Source organism: Acidobacteriota bacterium (assembly GCA_038040445.1).
Lineage (GTDB): Bacteria > Acidobacteriota > Blastocatellia > UBA7656 > UBA7656 > Onstottus_A > Onstottus_A frigus.
The window spans coordinates 184,276-202,001 of sequence record JBBPIG010000011.1 but is presented as its reverse complement, the minus strand read 5'-3'; the positions used below and the strand labels follow the sequence as shown (position 1 = coordinate 202,001).

The 17,726-nt window shown below is 57.0% G+C and carries 17 protein-coding genes; 2 read left to right on the top strand and 15 right to left on the bottom strand.

The annotated features are described in order from the left end of the window. Positions 1-147 precede the first annotated feature (147 nt). From AABO57_14370 to AABO57_14310, 13 genes are all read right to left on the bottom strand, one after another. Complete coding sequence (locus AABO57_14370; protein ID MEK6286921.1) at positions 148-765, bottom strand: hypothetical protein; 618 nt, start codon at positions 763-765, stop codon at positions 148-150. 115 nt (positions 766-880) lie between these two features. Continuing rightward, entirely contained in the window at positions 881-1,384 is a 504-nt protein-coding gene (locus AABO57_14365) for a hypothetical protein (GenBank protein MEK6286920.1), read from the bottom strand. Between the two features lie 389 nt (positions 1,385-1,773). Next, positions 1,774-2,019 carry a YgiT-type zinc finger protein gene (locus AABO57_14360; protein ID MEK6286919.1) on the bottom strand — a complete coding sequence of 82 codons (246 nt, stop codon included), beginning with the start codon at positions 2,017-2,019 and terminating at the stop codon, positions 1,774-1,776. 6 nt (positions 2,020-2,025) lie between these two features. Next, positions 2,026-2,625: a nucleotidyltransferase gene (locus tag AABO57_14355; protein ID MEK6286918.1), complete on the bottom strand. Its 600-nt coding sequence runs from the start codon at positions 2,623-2,625 to the stop codon at positions 2,026-2,028. After that, positions 2,615-2,869, bottom strand: a complete 255-nt coding sequence (locus AABO57_14350) for a hypothetical protein (protein MEK6286917.1) — start codon at positions 2,867-2,869, stop codon at positions 2,615-2,617. The genes AABO57_14355 and AABO57_14350 overlap by 11 nt, the downstream gene beginning before the upstream one ends. Before the next feature lie 57 nt (positions 2,870-2,926). Then, on the bottom strand, positions 2,927-3,424 hold the full coding sequence (locus AABO57_14345) for a hypothetical protein (GenBank protein ID MEK6286916.1): 498 nt from the start codon (positions 3,422-3,424) through the stop codon (positions 2,927-2,929). 392 nt (positions 3,425-3,816) lie between these two features. Beyond that, positions 3,817-4,572, bottom strand: a complete 756-nt coding sequence (locus tag AABO57_14340; protein MEK6286915.1) for a succinate dehydrogenase/fumarate reductase iron-sulfur subunit — start codon at positions 4,570-4,572, stop codon at positions 3,817-3,819. Continuing rightward, positions 4,572-6,398: a fumarate reductase/succinate dehydrogenase flavoprotein subunit gene (locus AABO57_14335; GenBank protein MEK6286914.1), complete on the bottom strand. Its 1,827-nt coding sequence runs from the start codon at positions 6,396-6,398 to the stop codon at positions 4,572-4,574. Before AABO57_14335 ends, AABO57_14340 begins: the two co-directional genes overlap by 1 nt. Beyond that, the gene (locus AABO57_14330; protein MEK6286913.1) at positions 6,398-7,201 is read right to left on the bottom strand and encodes a succinate dehydrogenase; all 804 of its coding nucleotides are present in this window, start codon (positions 7,199-7,201) and stop codon (positions 6,398-6,400) included. Before AABO57_14330 ends, AABO57_14335 begins: the two co-directional genes overlap by 1 nt. 295 nt (positions 7,202-7,496) lie before the next feature. Continuing rightward, positions 7,497-7,949 carry a hypothetical protein gene (locus AABO57_14325; GenBank protein ID MEK6286912.1) on the bottom strand — a complete coding sequence of 151 codons (453 nt, stop codon included), beginning with the start codon at positions 7,947-7,949 and terminating at the stop codon, positions 7,497-7,499. A 57-nt stretch (positions 7,950-8,006) separates the two neighbouring features. Continuing rightward, complete coding sequence (locus AABO57_14320; protein MEK6286911.1) at positions 8,007-10,532, bottom strand: protein kinase; 2,526 nt, start codon at positions 10,530-10,532, stop codon at positions 8,007-8,009. Between the two features lie 224 nt (positions 10,533-10,756). Then, a complete protein-coding gene (locus tag AABO57_14315) occupies positions 10,757-11,497 on the bottom strand; it encodes a response regulator transcription factor (protein ID MEK6286910.1) in 741 nt (246 codons plus the stop codon). 134 nt (positions 11,498-11,631) lie between these two features. Continuing rightward, the gene (locus tag AABO57_14310; protein MEK6286909.1) at positions 11,632-12,363 is read right to left on the bottom strand and encodes an ATP-binding protein; all 732 of its coding nucleotides are present in this window, start codon (positions 12,361-12,363) and stop codon (positions 11,632-11,634) included. Between the two features lie 196 nt (positions 12,364-12,559). Here AABO57_14310 and AABO57_14305 point away from each other — a divergent pair, with 196 nt between their 5' ends. Further along, positions 12,560-12,934: a hypothetical protein gene (locus AABO57_14305; GenBank protein MEK6286908.1), complete on the top strand. Its 375-nt coding sequence runs from the start codon at positions 12,560-12,562 to the stop codon at positions 12,932-12,934. 242 nt (positions 12,935-13,176) lie between these two features. Beyond that, positions 13,177-13,983 carry a hypothetical protein gene (locus AABO57_14300; protein ID MEK6286907.1) on the top strand — a complete coding sequence of 269 codons (807 nt, stop codon included), beginning with the start codon at positions 13,177-13,179 and terminating at the stop codon, positions 13,981-13,983. Positions 13,984-14,030: 47 nt separating this feature from the next. Here the strand turns inward: AABO57_14300 and AABO57_14295 are convergent, their stop codons facing one another. Further along, positions 14,031-15,362, bottom strand: a complete 1,332-nt coding sequence (locus tag AABO57_14295) for a M48 family metallopeptidase (GenBank protein ID MEK6286906.1) — start codon at positions 15,360-15,362, stop codon at positions 14,031-14,033. 172 nt (positions 15,363-15,534) lie between these two features. Further along, positions 15,535-17,667, bottom strand: a complete 2,133-nt coding sequence (locus tag AABO57_14290; GenBank protein MEK6286905.1) for a SurA N-terminal domain-containing protein — start codon at positions 17,665-17,667, stop codon at positions 15,535-15,537. Positions 17,668-17,726 lie beyond the last annotated feature (59 nt).

Here is a 17,726-nt window from a genome sequence, read left to right as displayed (position 1 = left end):
CTTCGGCCAGCCATTCTAGGGCGGCAATGCCGTCCTCATAGGTCAAAAACGGAACCACGTCTGGCATCTTGTTCTCCTTTCGCCATGCCACTAAGGTTTCGAACACCAAACACGCACGATGGCACTACCGAGCCGGCCGTGCCGATGTCATCTCTTCTTGCGCTTTCGTTGCGCCTTCGCCCAGGAGGCGTAGTCCTTGGGAATGTCCATGGCTTTTAGCTTCGCCCAAGCAGCAATTGCATCGGAACGCGTGGCGCCCTTCTCTGCAGCGAGGAACGCGGCGAAGAAGTTGACGTATCGAGGTTGCGGCACCTTATCGAATCGCTGCATCCTGTTTAGCGCAACGTATTGCCGAACAAGGTCGCCATACGTAGGACGGTTACCGTTTGTGATTTGCTCTTCTCGCCAGCGATTCAGGCGATACCAGACGCCAGACTTCTTGCGAAGGTCCGGGGCCACCTTTCTAGCTTCCCGGACGATAAAGTCCTTCGTCTCGCGATTGCTAGTGTAGTGCTCGATCCGTAACTTCAGACTCAGACCGCGTTCGAGGTCCTTCGGGCCTCTTTTACGCAGCGCACGTTTCGTCGGTAGGTTCGCCGTGCCGGTGCGCAGAAAGGTCGTAATGGCTCGTTCGAGCTCATCCTTTCGCAACCTCGTAGCCGAGGGAATACCGATCCGGGTGGCGAAATCTTTCAGGTCGCCGAGATACCAATAGCCGTTTTCGAACTCGCGGAGGGTCATTGTCGGAGAGAGTCTGTTCGCCATAGGGTTTCCGCCTAACGCCCGAATTCAGCCGGCGCGGGCGTTGATGAAGACCGACGAAGAGAACAAGACCCGCTCACCTCAAACAGCCTGCCCGCGCTCGGCTTGGAATGAGAAGTTAGCAGGCCGCCTGGTGATCTTCAGGAGATTGAAAGCCATACTCCTTTAGTTCTTTCGTTATCTCATCAACTCGCTTTTTCATGTCTTCTATTAAGGCATCGTCAGCTTTCTTCGCTTCGGCCTGTTGTTCCAAAGTGGTGTTCGATAGAACCGTGAATGTTCCACGCCAGAAAGATGTTTTGATATTGATCATAGCTTTCAGTGCAGCTAAGTAGGTCTTTCCGACTTCTAGGTAATCGGGTGTGCCTTTTTTCACCCCGGAGTATTCTAGGCGAGACTCTTCCAGCAACTTGGTTGGATTCACGCCATGTTTGATGAGCCAATCGCTTACCGCATTGCAACGACCAGCATAATTAAGAATGTCGGCCTTCGTTAAGGTCTGCCACTCTGAAGGGGCAGTTGATTGGCTTTCTACATGCCTCAATTGAAAGTGACCATCCACCTCTCTGAGGTCCACGGTAACTCCAGAATAAACTTCTATTCGAGTGTAATCTTCCGGCATAGTGTATCTTCCTCCCAAAGTGAATACGACAAAGTCCCGCTACATCCAACTTCCACGAGCCGCCTGCTAACATGAATTCGACAGAAAACTGTATAATACTTTTATCCAGAAGATTCCTTCTGTATAAACCAATCCGCCGTTGGGACGATCGTGATTGATTAATCTCTGATCATTGAACAGCTTGCGTTTCGAGAGCTGACGTAGCCTCTCAGAAGTATTAGCCAGACCGCTCCTTCCGTATAATCCGATTTCTAAGTCGCGCCCTTCTCTCGCGCAGGAGTTCCAACGCAGAATTGCATCGTCGTTTTCCCGGAGGTCGAATCGCTCCGGTTTTTTCAACTATTTCATCGGTGCGCGTGCGTATGCCAAAACTAACTCAAAGCTATATCTCACTGAGCGTCGGCCATTCGATAATCCCCCAACGGGAACGTGACCTTAGATTTGATCTGCTTGCGGTTTTCGGCGATCTTCTCGAGTTTCTTGTAGACTGCCTCATAATAGACTTCTCCGCATCTCCGGCAAACCCGCACGGGAACATTATCGACGTAGATGGTTTCTTTCTTGTAACGAAACGGAACGCGCCGCACCGCCTCCTCTACCAATCCCTCGCAATACTCGCATTTATCGCGCTGCATGACTCATCACTTTCTGAATGACTGACGCTGCTTCCAGTTCAGTATCCTTTCCAGATCATCAAGAATCTCCGGCGCTTCAAGGATCGAAGCGAACTGGCTGACCCAGTAGCGAACTCGATCGAGATCCAGTTCTGGGTGCGCGTCCAGAACCGCTTCTATGTCGGCCACGTCGCGCGGCCGGCGCGGAAGAGCTTTCATGATGATTAGGTCTTCAGGCGAGATCAGCGGGAAAGAAATGCCAGCCACCGTTACGATCGATGCCCGATCGACACTCTCTCGTTCAAACGGGAGAACGCCCAGCGAGATATCCACGTCAGTGTGACTTGGGTTGTGCACCAGAAGCAAGACTCGATTCCTCGTAGCGAATGCTGCTGCATCACTGATGCGGGGCGCAAAGTTAAAGCGGTTGCCGGCTGTAAGGAATGCGTCGATGTGCAAGTCTCCCAGGAGGACTACTGCATCAACGTCGTTGGTTATTCTCGGCCGGCCCAAAAGGTTGGCCGCAAGCCCTCCGATCACGGCCCCGGGAACCGCCAGATCTTTCAGCCAGGCCACAAGGTCGGCGACTGCCCCGATTAGGCGGACGGAATGAAGGTCATCTGCCACCCGAGTACGCCCTCTTGAGACGAATCCATAGCGCTCTTGCGTCAGCATCCTCAGCCGTCAGCGCCTCAGTCCAGCCCAGCTGACGAGCCGAGTCCATAAGCGCCGCCGCGTGCTCGAACTTCTCCTCAAAACTCATAGAGCGAAGCTCTTCGATCTCAAGGGCGTTGACTTCTTCGTAACCCGCCTTGTAAGCGAGAAGCTCTTCCTTAGTCATCGGCGGCGTGTTTTCGTATTGTGTAGTCATCGGTCTATATATCTTACAGCGACTTCCGCATCACATGCGAATTGTGATTGCAATTAACTACTCCAGAAAATGCTCCGCGTACTCCTCCGACCTTGGACTCAGATTGTTACTCATAATCACTCGCGCGCAGGAGTTCCATCGCAATATCGCATCGTCGTTTCCGGCGGGACGAATAGCTTCCGCTTTCTCGAACCATTCCATCGCCTCGCGGAACCAGTCGTAAGCCGCGTAGTGCGCCCCTGGGGAACCCTTCGCGAGCCTCGCCTTCGCGCGCCTCTCCCACACGATTCCGTTGTGATAAGTCCGCTCGTACCCATCGGTCAGCCGACCGAGCACTTCCTGGACCTGGGTGTCGCCTACCGAATAGCCTGTCGCCAGGCGATCGGTCATCGCCAGCAGCAGTGTGACCAGAGCTTGTTGGTTATCGGGATCGATTTCCAGAACATCCAAGCAGATGCTCTCGGCGGCGCCCGGCTCGTTGAGCAGCCGGTATCGCATCGCCTTGTCGAGCGCTGCCGGGATCGCGTCTTTGTTTAGCGGTTTTAGTTCGAACATGGCGTGACTCCTGCTTTGTTCCGAGTACAGGCTTTAGCCTGCGGCCGTCGCTGAGCAACCTAAAGGTGGGTGCGCGTCAGGTTTTCGCGCATTGAAAACTCTGGAAATACCACCCACGGCAGTGCGTGGATTGTTCAAGCCCAGCCTACAAAGGGGCGCACCGGGATTCCTGTTTTTCCTCTCCTTCTCTCCCCTCGCGGCGCGAGGGGAGAGAGAGATAACAAAAACAAAGGGGCCGGCGGCTCACTTCGTAGGCTGGGCTTGAACAATCCACCCACTGCCGTGGGTGGTATTTCCGGAGTTTTCATAGTCTCTGTCAGAGGTTGATGCGCAAAACCCTGACGCGCACCCCCTAAAGGTTATGCTCTGAACTCTATCGTTACTCCTGGACTTCATTGACCCGACCTGCGCGGGCGGAAGAGTTGAACGAGGCGCGCGAACGGATCATAGAACTTACCGACCACCCGTTCCTTGAGCGGGATGATCGCGTTGTCGGTTATCGTGATGTTCTCCGGGCATACTTTCGTACAGCACTTGGTGATGTTGCAGTAGCCGATTCCCATCGTCTCCTTCAGCTCTTCTAATCGGTCCTCGGTGTCCAGCGGGTGCATTTCCAGGGCGGCTACGTAAACCAGAAATCTCGGCCCGATGAATTCCTGGTGCTTGTCGTGCTCGCGCAACACGTGACACACATCCTGACACAGGTAACATTCGATGCACTTGCGAAACTCCTGAACGCGGTCGATGTCTTCCTGCTTCATTCGCCACGTTCCGTCGGCCGCGTCGGGAGTGCGCGGCTTGAACTTCTTGATTCTCTTTTTGACCTCGTAGTTCCAGGAGACATCGGTGATCAGGTCTTTGAAGTGCGGGAAGGCCTTCATCGGCTCGACCGTCACCGGCTTGTCGAGCGGAAGCTGGCTGAGCCGTGTCATGCACATCAGCCTCGGCATGCCGTTTACCTCGGCCGAGCACGAGCCGCACTTGCCGGCCTTGCAGTTCCATCGCAGCGCGAGGTCGTTCGCTTGCTCGGCCTGGATTTGACGAACGGCGTCCAGCACCACCATCCCCGGAACGGTCTCGATGGTGTAGTCGACGAACTTGCCGGCATTGGCCTCCCCGCGCCAGACCTTGAATACGGCTTTAGGCATTACCCCATCTCCTCTATGACCTGTTTGAGTTCCGCCGGCATTTCCGGAATCGGCTGGCGGCTGACTCTCATGGTTCCGCCGGCGTCCTTACTGGCCGTGATGTTGACCTTTCCGAATTCCGGGTCCTTCGCGGGATAGTCGTCGCGGAACTGCGCGCCTCGGCTTTCTTTTCGTTCGATGGCTGAACGAGTGACCGCTTCGGAAACCGTCAGCAGGTTGGACAGGTCGAGCGCGGTGTGCCAGCCCGGATTGTATTCGCGGTTGCCGGTGACCGCTACGCGAGAGGCTCGCTGCCACAGGCGCTGGATTCCCTCCAACGCGCGCTGCATCTCATCTTCTATTCGAACGATGCCGACGAGTTCCTGCATCATCTCCTGAAGATCGAGCTGAATCGCGTAAGGACCGTGCGCGGTTGGGTCCGAGCTGCCGGCGCGGTCAAACGGTTCGAGTGCGCGCCGCGCTGATTCTTCGACTTGCCGGGCGTCGATCTGACCTTGAGTGTGATCGCTCGCGAACTTCGCCGCAAACTCGCCCGCGCGTTTGCCGAACACAAGCAGATCCGACAGCGAGTTGCCGCCCAGTCGATTCGCCCCGTTTATTCCGGCCGCGCACTCGCCCGCGGCGAACAGCCCCGGCACACCGGACATCTGCGTATCGGCGTCCACTCGAATGCCGCCCATGATGTAATGCGTCGTCGGTCCAACTTCCATCGGCTGCTGGGTGATATCGATGTCAGCCAGTTGTTTGAACTGGTGATACATGCTCGGAAGCTTTCGCTTGATGTGCTCCTCGGATTTTGAAAGCCTCTTCCTGATCCACGAAATGTCCAGATACACGCCGCCGTGCGGGCTCCCCCGGCCTTCTTTGACCTCGCGCACGATGCAACGGGCAACGTGATCGCGGGTCAATAACTCAGGCGGCCGGCGCGCATTCTTGTCGCCCTGAGTGTAGCGCCAGCCCTCTTCTTCGTTGTCTGCGGTCTGGCTCTTGTAGTTGTCCGGAATCTCGTCGAACATGAACCGCTTTCGCATGCTGTTCAACAACACGCCGCCTTCCCCGCGCACTCCTTCGGTTACCAGGATGCCTTCGACGCTAGGCGGCCAAACCATCCCGGTCGGATGGAACTGAACAAACTCCATGTCGATCAACTCAGCGCCCGCGTTGTAGGCGAGCGCGTGGCCGTCGCCGGTATACTCCCAACTGTTGCTCGTTATCCTGTACGCGCGGCCGATTCCGCCGGTGGCCAGCACGATCGCCTTCGCTTTGAAAAGCCTGAAACGGCCGCGCTCGCGATCGTAGCCGAACGCGCCCACGACTCGATCTCCGTCTTTGAGGAGAGTCAGCACGGTGCACTCCATATGCACGTCGATCCCTTGATGAATCCCGTGATCCTGGAGCGTTCGAATCATCTCGAGCCCGGTGCGGTCGCCCACGTGCGCCAGCCGCGGATACTTATGACCGCCGAAGTTGCGCTGAAGGATGCGGCCGTCGGGGGTGCGATCGAACACCGCTCCCCATGCTTCCAGCTCGCGGACTCGCGCGGGTGCTTCCTTGGCGTGCAGTTCGGCCATCCGCCAGTTGTTGACGTATTGTCCACCGCGCATAGTGTCGGAGAAGTGCACCTTCCAGTTGTCGCGCTCGTCGACGTTGGCGAGCGCCGCCGCGATGCCGCCTTCCGCCATAACGGTGTGAGCTTTTCCAAGAAGCGACTTGCAGACAAGCCCGACGGACACCCCGCTCGCCGACGCCTCGATAGCGGCTCGCAGACCGGCGCCGCCCGCTCCGATCACCAGCACGTCGTGTTCGAATGTTTGGTATTCGGTCATCAAAAGAGTCTCCGGTCCGACCAGATTCCCATCGAACAGAGCCGCACGTAGATGTCGGAGAACGCAACCCAGAACAGACTCATCCACGCCCACAGCATGTGCCGTCGATTGAGGCAGCTAACGCAATTGTAAGTTTTCTGACGAATGGGCATCTTAGAGAGCTGGTCGCAACCTCCGCCAACCAGATGGCGAAGCGAGTGGCAACTAAAGGTGTAGCCGCCGAGTAGAATGGCGTTGACCGTCAGCACGATCGTGCCGTAGCCGATACCAAACGAGACCTGGCCGGTGGCCCCGTTCGTGAACCACATGCCCTTCCACGCATCGTGCGCGAGGATCACTATGAACAACAGCGCGAGATAGAGAAAGTATCGGTGGACGTTCTGGAGAATCAGCGGAAAGGAACGCTCGCCTCGATAATGCCTGCGCGGCTCGCCGACGGCGCACGAAGGAGGGTCCGCCCAGAACGACTTGTAGTAAGCGCCGCGGTAGTAGTAGCAAGTCAGTCGAAACCCGCCGGGAGCCCAGAGGATGATCAGCGCGGGCGACCAGGGTAACCATCCCGGAAACCAGGCTGGCTTCGCCCCGAACCAGCTCTGAAGCGGATCACCGAACAGTTCGGGCGAATAGAACGGCGACAGGTAAGGCCCAAAGCGATAGTGATCACCCTGAAACGCCGCCCAGGTTGAATAAGCGACGAACGCGGACAAGCCCAGGAAGACCAGCAGCGGCTGAAGCCACCACGCGCCGGTGCGCATCGTGCCGCCAAAAGCGGGTCGTTTCAACGAGACGTTTGTTGCAGCCATAGCACGGTATGAGTACCTCCTGAGCGAGAGTTGTAGGCCACAGTGGGCGGCTTGTTGAGCGCGTTTTGAATACTACTAAGGATGACTTGAAGAGGTGTTATGGATGAGAACCGCCCAAGGTTTGATCCGGAAGCCGCCGATTGCCACGGCAAGCCAAGCAGGGCCGTTGCTGACATGGCGGAACGTTTACCATACGGCGATTTGCGGAGTCAACAAGAACCCCGCCGCAAGCCTGTCTGCGCTCCGATGCCCGCGCTCCATGAAGGGCCTCCCGGAGGGGCGCTTTTGTTGTAGCCTATTCGGCTTCATTCATAATCGGGTATTGCGTCAGTGTCTTACGACAGTCGTCAACCAGGTCTGCAAGATAAGATTGGTCTACTTCAAACTGAAACGTGTGTTCTTGCGTTAGGTTGTCAGGTGTTATTGATACCTTCATTGAGATGTGTCCGAGTTCCTCTGCGCGGAGTTCTATCGATAGCTCTGGTTCCATACAATCCAAGCTTGCTTCGCCTGAAAGCGTCTGATACATCTTTTCGCAAGCGTCTGCCCAAAGCCTTATCTCCGGAAGATGTATTATCGGGCCTGTCACCCACACGTCTCCACCGCTAGCACCGCAATGAACAGTCACATTTACCCAGTTTCCATCGGAGTAGTCGTTTGCTTCCGGAAACTGGCGGCTATGTACCCATATTTGCAGCCCCGACAATTGAATGCTCGGAGGACCAAGATTTGTTTTCCATTTCTCCATGCTCGGACAAGAGTGCTCGTCGCACTTATCATCTCACCACTCTTGATCGGTGGGAACCTAAACAAGCCCGATCCGCCGCAGCAGATCGGCGAATCGCGGGTCATCTCGCAAGCCGTCCAGCGCCGGATCGACGTTGAGAAACACAACGTAGTAGTTGCGCTCGGTGTACAACTTCTCGAGCCATTCGAAAGCACGGTCCTTGTCGCCAAGCACGGCGTAGAGAGTCGCGATTGCGAACGGCGATGCTTGCTCGCGTCTCGACAACGCCATGACTTCTGCCAGCGCCTTCAACGCCTGTTGCTTCTTCCCCGACTCCGCGTACACTCGGGCGACCCAGGCCTTCATCGATTTGTCGCCGAACAGCTCAAGAGATTTCTCGAACTCGCGGATTGCGTCTTCATACGCTCCCTTCCCTTCGTGAGCCAGCGCAAGATGGAAGTGTGCTTCGGCGAAGCTCGGATCCATATCAACAGTCTTGCGGAGCTGTTCGATCGCCTCGTCGTATCGGCGCGCGCTGTGAAGCGCGCGTCCGAGTGCGGTGTTGATGATCAGGGATAGCGGGTCAAGCTCGAGTGCTCTTCGAGCCTCGCTAATCGCCTCATCAAATCTTTTCCTGCTGATCAGGTAAGCCGAGTACCAGTGATGCGCGGTCCCGTAATTCGGGTTCAACTGAATCGCTTTAGTGTATTGCCTTTCTACCTCTTCCCAGTTCCATTCATACTCATAAGCCGCGGCCAGCGATGTGTGAGCCTCCGCCAGGTTGTCGTCAAGTTCCAATGCACGCATGGCGGCGGCCTTGGCTTTGGGATAGAGATCCCTGGACGGCGCGGCGCTGTATTCGTAGAGCAACGCGTAACAATCAGCCAGCCCGGCGTACGCGAGCGCGTAGGCCGGATCCTTCTCGATCGCTTGATTGAAGTAGTCTACGCCCTTCTTCATCGTTTCTTCGGTTCGCTTGTTCCAATAGAAGCGGCCTTTCAGATAAAGCTGATACGCTTCCGCGTTGCCGGTGTATCGCTTGGTTAATTGCTTCTGGTCCTCGCCGCTCAAGCGGAGTTGAAGCTTCTCGGAGACTTGTCTTGCGATCTCCTCCTGCAGCGTAAACAGGTCTGATAGCCGGCGATTGTACTGCGCGCCCCAAACTTGTGTGTCGTCTCGCGCGTCGATCAGCGCGACATTGATAGAGATGTCTTCGCCGCGCTGAACGATTCTCCCCGTCAACACGCCGTGTACGCCAAGTTCGCGGGCGACGGCCTTAGCGTTGGCTTCCTGACCCTTGTACTTGAAGACTGAGTTGCGCGACATCACCTTCAGCTTGTGCGACTGCGAAAGGTTGTTGATAAGGCTCTCGGTCAAACCTTCGCTCAGGTATTCGGTGTTGGCATCCGCGCTCATGTTTGCGAACGGCAACACCGCAATCGAGTCGATCGGATGTGACCCGCCGGAAAGAGTGAAATAAGCAATGACCGCGGCGATGATCAGGGTCAGCATCGAAGCAAGCAGGAAACCGCGCCTGTGACGTTTGATTTCAGTGACCAGGTACTCGGCGCTCGACGTTGCCCGGACTGTCAGGACTTGATCGCTTCGAACAGAGAACTCCTGACCGGTCGATCGCGCTTGTCCGGTTTGACCGGTTGCGTCCCTGTTGCCCGCGCGCGGGTAATCATCGAGGCCTGTTTCGAGGTCTAACCTGCGCATCAGTCGCTTGAGATCGTCGAGCAGATCGTCGACATTCTGATATCGCGATTCTCTGTCCTTCGCGAGCGCCTTAGTCACGATGGCCTGCAGGTTGGGTGGCGCTTCCGGTAAGCACTCCGAAAGCGGCGGAGGCTGCCGTTCGAGTATCGACACGATCACGTCGCTGACCGAAGCGCCCTTGAAGGGCATAGATCCAGTGAGCATTTCGTAGGTCAGCGCGCCGAGGCTAAAGACGTCGGTTCTGGCATCGACGGCGAACCCCCGCGCCTGCTCTGGCGACATATAGTTGGGGCTTCCCATCACGATGTTTGCCTCGGTGGTGACGAGTCCCAGCGTAGCCACCTCTTTGTCTTCGGATTTGTCTTCAGACCCGGGGGGTTGCGGCCCCGACAGGTGCTCGGCAAACTTTTCGGTGAGCTTGACGACGCCAAAGTCGAGCACCTTGGCGATTCCATCTGGACGCAGCATCACGTTCTCAGGCTTGATGTCTCTATGAACTATTCCGGCGCGATGGGCCGACGCCAGGGCGCCGGCGACCTGACTGGCCACATCGAGGGCTTCACGCAAGCCCAGCCGCTCACGTCTCAGGCGCTGGCGTACGGTTTCGCCTTCGATGAATTCAGTAGCGATGAAACGAAAGCCGGCCTCAGAGCCTACCTCGTGGATCGTGATGATGTTCGGGTGATTCAGCGCGGAGGCAGCGCGTGCTTCCTGCTCGAAGCGGCGCAGTCTGTCTTCATCGCTGTTGAATTCCGCGAGCAGCAGCTTGAGCGCAACGCGGCGGCCCAGGAGCGTGTCCTCGGCAAGGTAGACTTCACCCATACCGCCCGCGCCTATGCGAGACAGGATTCGATAGTGAGAGATGACTGTGTTTTCCCGTAGCATCAAACCAAGCTAGAGACTTCAGGGTTCAGGGTTCAGAGTTCAGGGTTCAGAGTACAAGCTTTAGCTTGCTCTTGTCTTGGCGCGGGTTAGATATGAGCAGTCAACACAAGGTTGTTGGTGGTCAAGACGAGCAAGCTAAAGCTTGAACTCTGAACCCTGAACCCCGAACCCTGAACCCCGAACCCTGAACCCTGAACCCTGAACTCTCAACTCTTATCAGAATTTCAGGTTGGCAGCGCGTTCTCGCGCTGAAGCCATTGCTGAAGCGCTTCGTTCTCGCGCGCGAGCTCGTCGGCGTTGATGAGCCCGCGCTGCATCGCGATTGACATCGCTCGCGAACGCGGGCTGTAGGTGCTCCCCCATCGTTCGTCGACGATCTGCTCGATATCTATCGAGAGCTTGGAGTAAAGCTCGCGCAGCCGGTTCTGCACGCCTCTCTCGCTCAGGTACCTGCGGCGGGCGATTGCTTTGTCGGTCAATCCGAGCGCGATGTCTACCAGAGCTTCGTATTGGATATCGGTCAGGCCCGATGTGCGGTTCGTCGCTCGTGACTGGACCGAGCGAATCTCCGGATCGATCCAGCATTGCTCATCGACGAGCACCGCGCGCAACGCTGCTATCAGCTTTTCATCGGGCGATGACTTGAGCACATAGCCGTAGACCGTTTCGCCCGGCACTATGCGGGCTAGCTCTCGAATATAGATCTCGTCCTTGTATTGAGACCAGAAAATAATCCGGGCCAGTTGTAGCTCGGCCCATATTTGCCGCGCGGCTTTCACGCCCGAAAGCCCCGGCAGCTTTATGTCGAGAACCGCAAGCGAGGGATGGTGTTTAAGCGCAAGCTCGACGGCGCTGTTCCCGTCACTGGCTTCGATCACCGGCCCCGCGTCGGCGAAGTTGTCGGTAATAATCGCGCGAAGATAATCGCGCTGAAAAGCCATGTCTTCGGCAATCAGTATGCTCATAGGAAAAGACCGGAAACGTGATCCGTGATGCGAGATGCGTGAGATGCGTGATGCGTGACCGGATGAGGTGCTCAGTCATCACGAATCATGCATCACGAATCACGCATCACGAATCACGCATCACGAATCACGCATCACGCATCATCTCTACTTCTTATCGGCAGCCGCAATTCGACTACGGTGCCTCGCCTGCCGGTGGCCCGCAGCCAGGTCAGTTCGGCGCCGATCAGGCGCGCCCTGTAACGCATGTTGTCAATTCCGCGGGCTCGGCGCAGGTCGCCCGATATCGTCATCCCGCGCCCGTCGTCGCTTACTCTGATTAGTAGACCGTCGCTTTCCCGCATTATCACGATCTCGACGAACCGCGCCGAGGCGTGTTTGGAGATATTGTTGAGCGCTTCCTGCACGATTCGATAAAGCAAGAGCTGCTCCGTTTCAGAAAAGTTGATATCGTCCATCTTCGCGGGACAGGCAAACCGGGTCAAGAATGGACGCTCGCAGGACTGTGACGTGCGAGTAAGACAACTCTCGATCGCCGGGACGAGCCCGAGCGTGTCAAGCGCCGACGGGCTCAAGTTCTCCATCGCGCGGCGCACTTCATCCATTGTTTGTTCCAGGCCAAAGATGAGCTTGGCGAGTCCGTTGCGCACCTCTTGCGTCATAGCGTCCTCGGGCTTTTCGAACAAGCGCCGCGCTAGTCTTGCAAGCTCGCGAAGGTCCGACAGCGTCTGATCGTGGAGATCGGCCGCAAGTAGCTTGCGCTCGCCTTCAGCCAGCGTCACAAACTGAAGCAGCCCTTCGATTAGTTCACCCTGGGTGTTCAAAGCCAATTCTCCGTCAACAGCAGTACGATGCAGAGCTGCCATTCGGACTGCGGGATCCCACAGTTTTATTGTGCGGGTCGCATCCCGAACATTTGCGGGAAGCCCTCTACAACCGATCTCGCGCTGGAGGTAGACTGCGCACGTCTTCCGAAGATGTCAACCGCTCGGGGCGAGGCCGAAGCCTTCAAGCCTCGCCCCAAATTTAAGAACGAGTCGGAAGAAAGGGGACCGATCATTTATGAAACGCATGACACAACGAAACGTCGCTCTGGCAGTGACCCTCGTGCTGGCTCTCGCGTCTCTCGCGATGAGCGCACCGAAAAGCGAGCGCTCCAGCAAGTATCTGATCGTCGAAGGCCGCGTCCTTCAGATCGACCAGAAAGCCCGCACCATGCTTGTTGCCGATATGTGGTCGGACAAACTCTACCTGGTGAACGTGCCCAAGAGCGAGACGTTCAAGATCACGTTCGGTATGAACAAGAATGTCCGCGAGCCGGAGTTCTGGCAAGCGCGCCGAAACGATCGCATTCAGGTGCGCTGCGTTCGCAGCCAGGAGCATCTGGCTCGACTCGACGGCGGAGGTCAGGTCGTCGTGATGACTGCGGCCCACTAAGTTCTCAACCTCCGGGGCGGCCTGTCCTGCAATCGCGGGGCTGCCCCACAGACCCCCGCTCGTAAGTTCCCCTCTCGCCTCTCAGCCGGGCCGCACTGCCGTTCCCTAATGCAACCAGGGAAACGCGGCCCGGCGCCTTCTTCTTTCATTTCGGTTTTCGTTAGACTCAGTCCATATCTGCTGCACTGCTGCGAGTGACCCACCCCGCGAACGGCAAGGCGCCGAGATGATAGAATCGGCATATGGTTCCGCGCTGGAAAGCTAGAGTCGCTTCGATCCTGTTTATCCTGATCACGACGCTAGCGGTCGCGCTGACGAATGCCTGTCGCACCCATCGGCAGCTCGGCGGCGGCGAGGCCGGCGTCGAACCGGCAGGCGAGCCGGAGCAGTACTCGGCGACCGTCGTTCGCACCATTGAGGACGGGACAACGCGCGAGACGAGCATCACTCGCGAGGCTCGGTCAGGTGAAAAGCGCCGGGTAGAATGGACGGAACAAGGCCGGAATCGCGCGCTCATATGGCGGCCCGATCTTGGGAAAGCCTTCTTACTCGATCTCGACGAACGAGCCTATGTTGAGATGGAGACTAAGACCGGTCACTTGCGTGAATCTCAAGCGCGCGCTGCCGATCCACACCTTCCCTCCAGCGCGCAGAATGCTCCAGGTTCCGATGCGACGGACAGCATGGTTCAAGCTATCGACCATTACTTCGACGATGTACAGGCACCCGCAAGCGTCGAGACTCGAATGCTGCCGGCTGTGGTGATCGATGGCCATCCGTGCAAAGTGTTCGAGGAGCGAGCGAGCTTCCAGGACGGACATACTGAGATAACCAGAAGGTTCAGAGCAGACGACCTTGCGGGGCTCGCTTTGAGGATCGAGTGCGAGGCCGGGCAAGGAGCAGCAATAGTGATAACCGATCGTAAAGACGTTCGCATCGAGGCAGCGCCCGACGCGTTCGTCGTCCCCCCAGATTTCAGAAGGGTAGAAAGGCTCCTGGGAGCACAGGCATCCCTGCCTGCGCGGCATGTTGTGCGAGAGAGAAAGTAGTTGTTGGAGCAAAGAGGCAGGCAGGGATGCCTGCGCTCCCAGGAACGCTATCGCACGAACATCGGCGCTTGACCCTTTGACCACGGATCGTATTCATGCGCGAACGTCACACGCTCTCCGAGCGGCGGGTGACTGTACAGCCAGAACTTGATGAACGCGCTCGGATTCGGATCCGCCAGATCGACTTCCCCTAGAGTCTGAAATGCTTCGGCGGCTGTCTCGGAAGAGTCAGGCACTATTCCGTGGATCACCTCCAGCCCATAAACGTCCGCCTGGTGCTCTTGATAGCGGCTGAAGGTGTTGAACACCGGCTCGGCAAAAAAGAAAAACAGATAAGTGAACAGCAGCAGCGCTGGAAGCGAAGCCCAATCGTCCAATCCGCGCAGCGCCCACCGCCTATGCCTGCGATCCAGTGTCCGGTTTACCGCGAGATGAACCAGAAACAGCACTCCGATTATCAATGCTCCAGCGAACGCAATACCTTTGGGCATGTGTCCGAGCATGTAATGACCCATCTCGTGCCCGACAACAAACAAAGTTTGCGGGGTCGTCATGTTGGCGATAGTCGTGTCCCACACGACTACTCGCTTCGACGCGCCAACGCCAGTCACGTATGCGTTGATTGCGTTTACCTTCTCGCTGGCTTTCATCTCAAACATCCGCTCGCGGGGGATGTCCAGGCCGGCGTGCTTTACAACCTTCTCGATCTCCGCAACAAGCGACGGCCGACTGGCCTCAAGTGGCTCAAACTTGTTGAACAGCGGATCGATCACTACCGGCGATATGAATAATAAGAAGACCAGGATCGGTAACGAGGCAAGTCCGAAGTACAGCCACCAGCGACGCCGGCTCCGCCGGATTGCGCCATAGAGAATGTAGGCCAGAATTGACGCGATGACGAACTGAATCACCTCACCCTTGGTCCAATCCCAGAACCACGAGCCCCAGCCCTGAACCGATATGTCGTATTTCACGGCAAGGTGATGATGATAAGCCGCCAGGGGCAACTCGAGCGCGTCGAGTGTGAGCAGAAGCAGAGGCACGAATACAAGCGCTTGAACGAAGCGCCGGCGCGAAACACGCTCGGCCCAATCGCGGAACAGCGGTGCGATCCGCAGCGAAAGGATGGCGAAAAGCAGAAGAAGCGAGTAGGCGACACCCGCAAAGTGAAGCCCGTACTGAATTCTCGAGTAAGCCACCGCCTTCTCGTATTTCTCAGGCGGAAGCGTGTAGGTCTTTGCCTCTTTCTTCTCGATTGAAGGGCTGGACGGCGAGCTGGTTTGCTCACTCGATGCCGAAGACTGTGCGTTCGCGCTAGAAGCAAGAATAGACCCGGCGCAAACCAGGCTGAGCGACACGACGAGGAGTGAACAGCGCATAGGCTTTCTCCAAGCCTAGAGAGTTGGGCCTGAATTTCAGCGCGAGGATAGAAGATCGCAGCCCAAGTTTCAAGCCGCTGCGGCAGCGTGTGGACTAAGGCGACCTATCGAGACGCTCTTCCTAATGAAGTGCGTAAACACTACTCCCTACAAAGCGCCGCATCCCGACGCTCTAGCGCCCCTGGCGAGGCAGGGTCCCGGGGGAGCCTTGCGCTCCTTGTGGCGTGCGTCGAGGACGAGCGCCGGTTGGACTAGGAAGGCTAGGCTGGCCGCCCGGCGCTGCCGACGGCGCGCTTGTTTCTACCGCCGCCGCGATCACCTCGTCGTAGATCTTGATCTTGCCCTCGTCCTTCAACTGCTTCTGAGTCATTGAGAGATAGGTTGAGAAGAACGTGTTTCGCTTTTCGTCCAGCAGTCGTTGCTCAATCGACTTGCGTTCTTTCTGAAACGTGTCGCCCATATCGGCTTCCTTGCGACTTTCGATCGCGGCAACTACATACACATCGCTGTCGGTTTTGATCGGGTCTTTGGTCACCGCGCCGATATCGAGCTTGTAGATAGGCGAGCGGCTGCTCTCGCTCACCAATGGACCGATTGAATCGCTGCCGGTCAGCCCTCCTCGCTCATCGAGCTTCAAGCCCATTGACCCGGTCATCTTCTTAAGCTCATCGATGTTCTGAGCCTTTGCAAGCTCGTTGGCCCGCTCGGCCGCAAGCTCCTTGGCCTTCGCGGCGCGGTAAGCCTTATCGACCTTCGCGCTCACTTCTTCGAAAGCCGGGTCGTGCGGGTCGCGTTTCTCAACGTACTGGACGATCGCGAATCCTTTGTCGACATTCATTCGGTCGCCAATGTCTCCAGGATTCTGAAGCTCGAACAGCGACGACTCGAATTCAGGAGCGTTACCCAGATCCGGCAACGTCTCGCCTTCGGAGAAAAACAAGGTCTCTTTCACCGAGGACGTTTGGGCGCCAAACTTCTTGTTGATTGCGGCGACGGCCGCTTCGGCATTCTTGGTTTCTTTAAACTGTTGCTCAGCCTCGGTGGCGATCTCGACCGCCTTCGAGTAGCCCTTGCGCGAGCGCGCCGCTTTGAGTAACTCCTCTCGCGCATCGGCAAAAGTGGGGTTCTGGCGGTCGGTAACTCTTAGTATGTAGTACTTGTCGCCTTTTTTTACGGGCTGACTCGTTTCGTCCTTCTGCATCGTGAAGACGCGGTTGAGCGGGTCGTCAGTTTCGCGTTTGTCGTCTTTGTTAATCCAGCCGAGATCGCCGCCCTTGGCTTTGGTCTTCGCGTCTTCGCTGAAATCTCGAGCGAGCTTCGCGAAATCTTCCGCGGGCTGGCCCTCCGCGCCTTGTGCTCGCTTCACGATGCCCTGCGCCTTGTTCCTTATGTCCTCTTCGGTGACTCCCGGCTTCTTCTCGGCGGTTTTATCTTTGCCCTCGGCCGACTCTTGTTTGGGAACGTTCAAGACGATTTCACTCACACGCACCTGCTTGATGAACCTCTCCGGACTGAAATCCTGCTTAAGCTCGTCGTCTGGTACCTGGATCGCCTCTCCAGCCTTGTTCTGGTCGACGAAAATGTAACGAGCACGCCGTTGTTCCGTTTTGATACCAAAGTCGCTCTTGCGAGCCTCAAAGTATGCGCGCAAATCAGGCTCGCTGACCTGAACCTTGTCGAGAAACTTCTTCGGATCAACCTCGACCCAGCGCACGCTGTTGGTCGTATTGTTGCGGCGGTAATCTTGCTCGACTTCTTTGGGGTCGACCTCAACGGCCGCAGTGATGAAGCTGCGCAGGTGTTCCTGAGCGATCGAGGCGCGAAGCTCATCTTCGAAACGCACCGGCGTCATACCGGGTTGATACTGCTGCAATCGCAAGCGGTACTGCTCGGGGCCGGGCCACGGGTTGAACATTTGCTTCAACCGTGACTGGACTTCGCTGTCGCTCGCGCCCAGGTTCAAACGTTCCGCCTCGTAAAGAACCAGTTTTTGGCGGATAAGGCTGTCCAGCACTTGCGGGCCATACATATCGAACAGCGTCCCGATATCGTCGTTGCGGTTCCGGCCTTGTCCCTGGGAGACCTGCTGACCGAAGTAAGTAAGCTGATCCTTTAGCTCCCTAACGGTCACTTCGTACTTGCCGACTTTGGCGACCGCGGTGTCGCTGCCCGCAGCGCCTCCGAACACGCCGGAGCCGGTCCCGGACGCTGAGAACAGAGCAACAAGGCTGAGAGTCAACAGCCCGATGAAAATTATCAACACCGCATTGCGCGATCGCTTGCGCCCTCTGAGGAACTTCAACATAGCGTTTTAACAGCCTCCTACAGAATTCTTCGGGTTACGCCTGTACGGCGAGGAATCTT

Bases quoted from the DNA above. Each gene is read 5' to 3' on its own strand.
- AABO57_14370 (MEK6286921.1), bottom strand. From the start codon at position 765: ATGGCGAACAGACTCTCTCCGACAATGACCCTCCGCGAGTTCGAAAAC.
- AABO57_14365 (MEK6286920.1), bottom strand. From the start codon at position 1,384: ATGCCGGAAGATTACACTCGAATAGAAGTTTATTCTGGAGTTACCGTG.
- AABO57_14360 (MEK6286919.1), bottom strand. From the start codon at position 2,019: ATGCAGCGCGATAAATGCGAGTATTGCGAGGGATTGGTAGAGGAGGCG.
- AABO57_14350 (MEK6286917.1), bottom strand. From the start codon at position 2,869: ATGACTACACAATACGAAAACACGCCGCCGATGACTAAGGAAGAGCTT.
- AABO57_14345 (MEK6286916.1), bottom strand. From the start codon at position 3,424: ATGTTCGAACTAAAACCGCTAAACAAAGACGCGATCCCGGCAGCGCTC.
- AABO57_14340 (MEK6286915.1), bottom strand. From the start codon at position 4,572: ATGCCTAAAGCCGTATTCAAGGTCTGGCGCGGGGAGGCCAATGCCGGC.
- AABO57_14335 (MEK6286914.1), bottom strand. From the start codon at position 6,398: ATGACCGAATACCAAACATTCGAACACGACGTGCTGGTGATCGGAGCG.
- AABO57_14330 (MEK6286913.1), bottom strand. From the start codon at position 7,201: ATGGCTGCAACAAACGTCTCGTTGAAACGACCCGCTTTTGGCGGCACG.
- AABO57_14325 (MEK6286912.1), bottom strand. From the start codon at position 7,949: ATGGAGAAATGGAAAACAAATCTTGGTCCTCCGAGCATTCAATTGTCG.
- AABO57_14320 (MEK6286911.1), bottom strand. From the start codon at position 10,532: ATGCTACGGGAAAACACAGTCATCTCTCACTATCGAATCCTGTCTCGC.
- AABO57_14315 (MEK6286910.1), bottom strand. From the start codon at position 11,497: ATGAGCATACTGATTGCCGAAGACATGGCTTTTCAGCGCGATTATCTT.
- AABO57_14310 (MEK6286909.1), bottom strand. From the start codon at position 12,363: ATGGCAGCTCTGCATCGTACTGCTGTTGACGGAGAATTGGCTTTGAAC.
- AABO57_14305 (MEK6286908.1), top strand. From the start codon at position 12,560: ATGAAACGCATGACACAACGAAACGTCGCTCTGGCAGTGACCCTCGTG.
- AABO57_14300 (MEK6286907.1), top strand. From the start codon at position 13,177: ATGGTTCCGCGCTGGAAAGCTAGAGTCGCTTCGATCCTGTTTATCCTG.
- AABO57_14295 (MEK6286906.1), bottom strand. From the start codon at position 15,362: ATGCGCTGTTCACTCCTCGTCGTGTCGCTCAGCCTGGTTTGCGCCGGG.
- AABO57_14290 (MEK6286905.1), bottom strand. From the start codon at position 17,667: ATGTTGAAGTTCCTCAGAGGGCGCAAGCGATCGCGCAATGCGGTGTTG.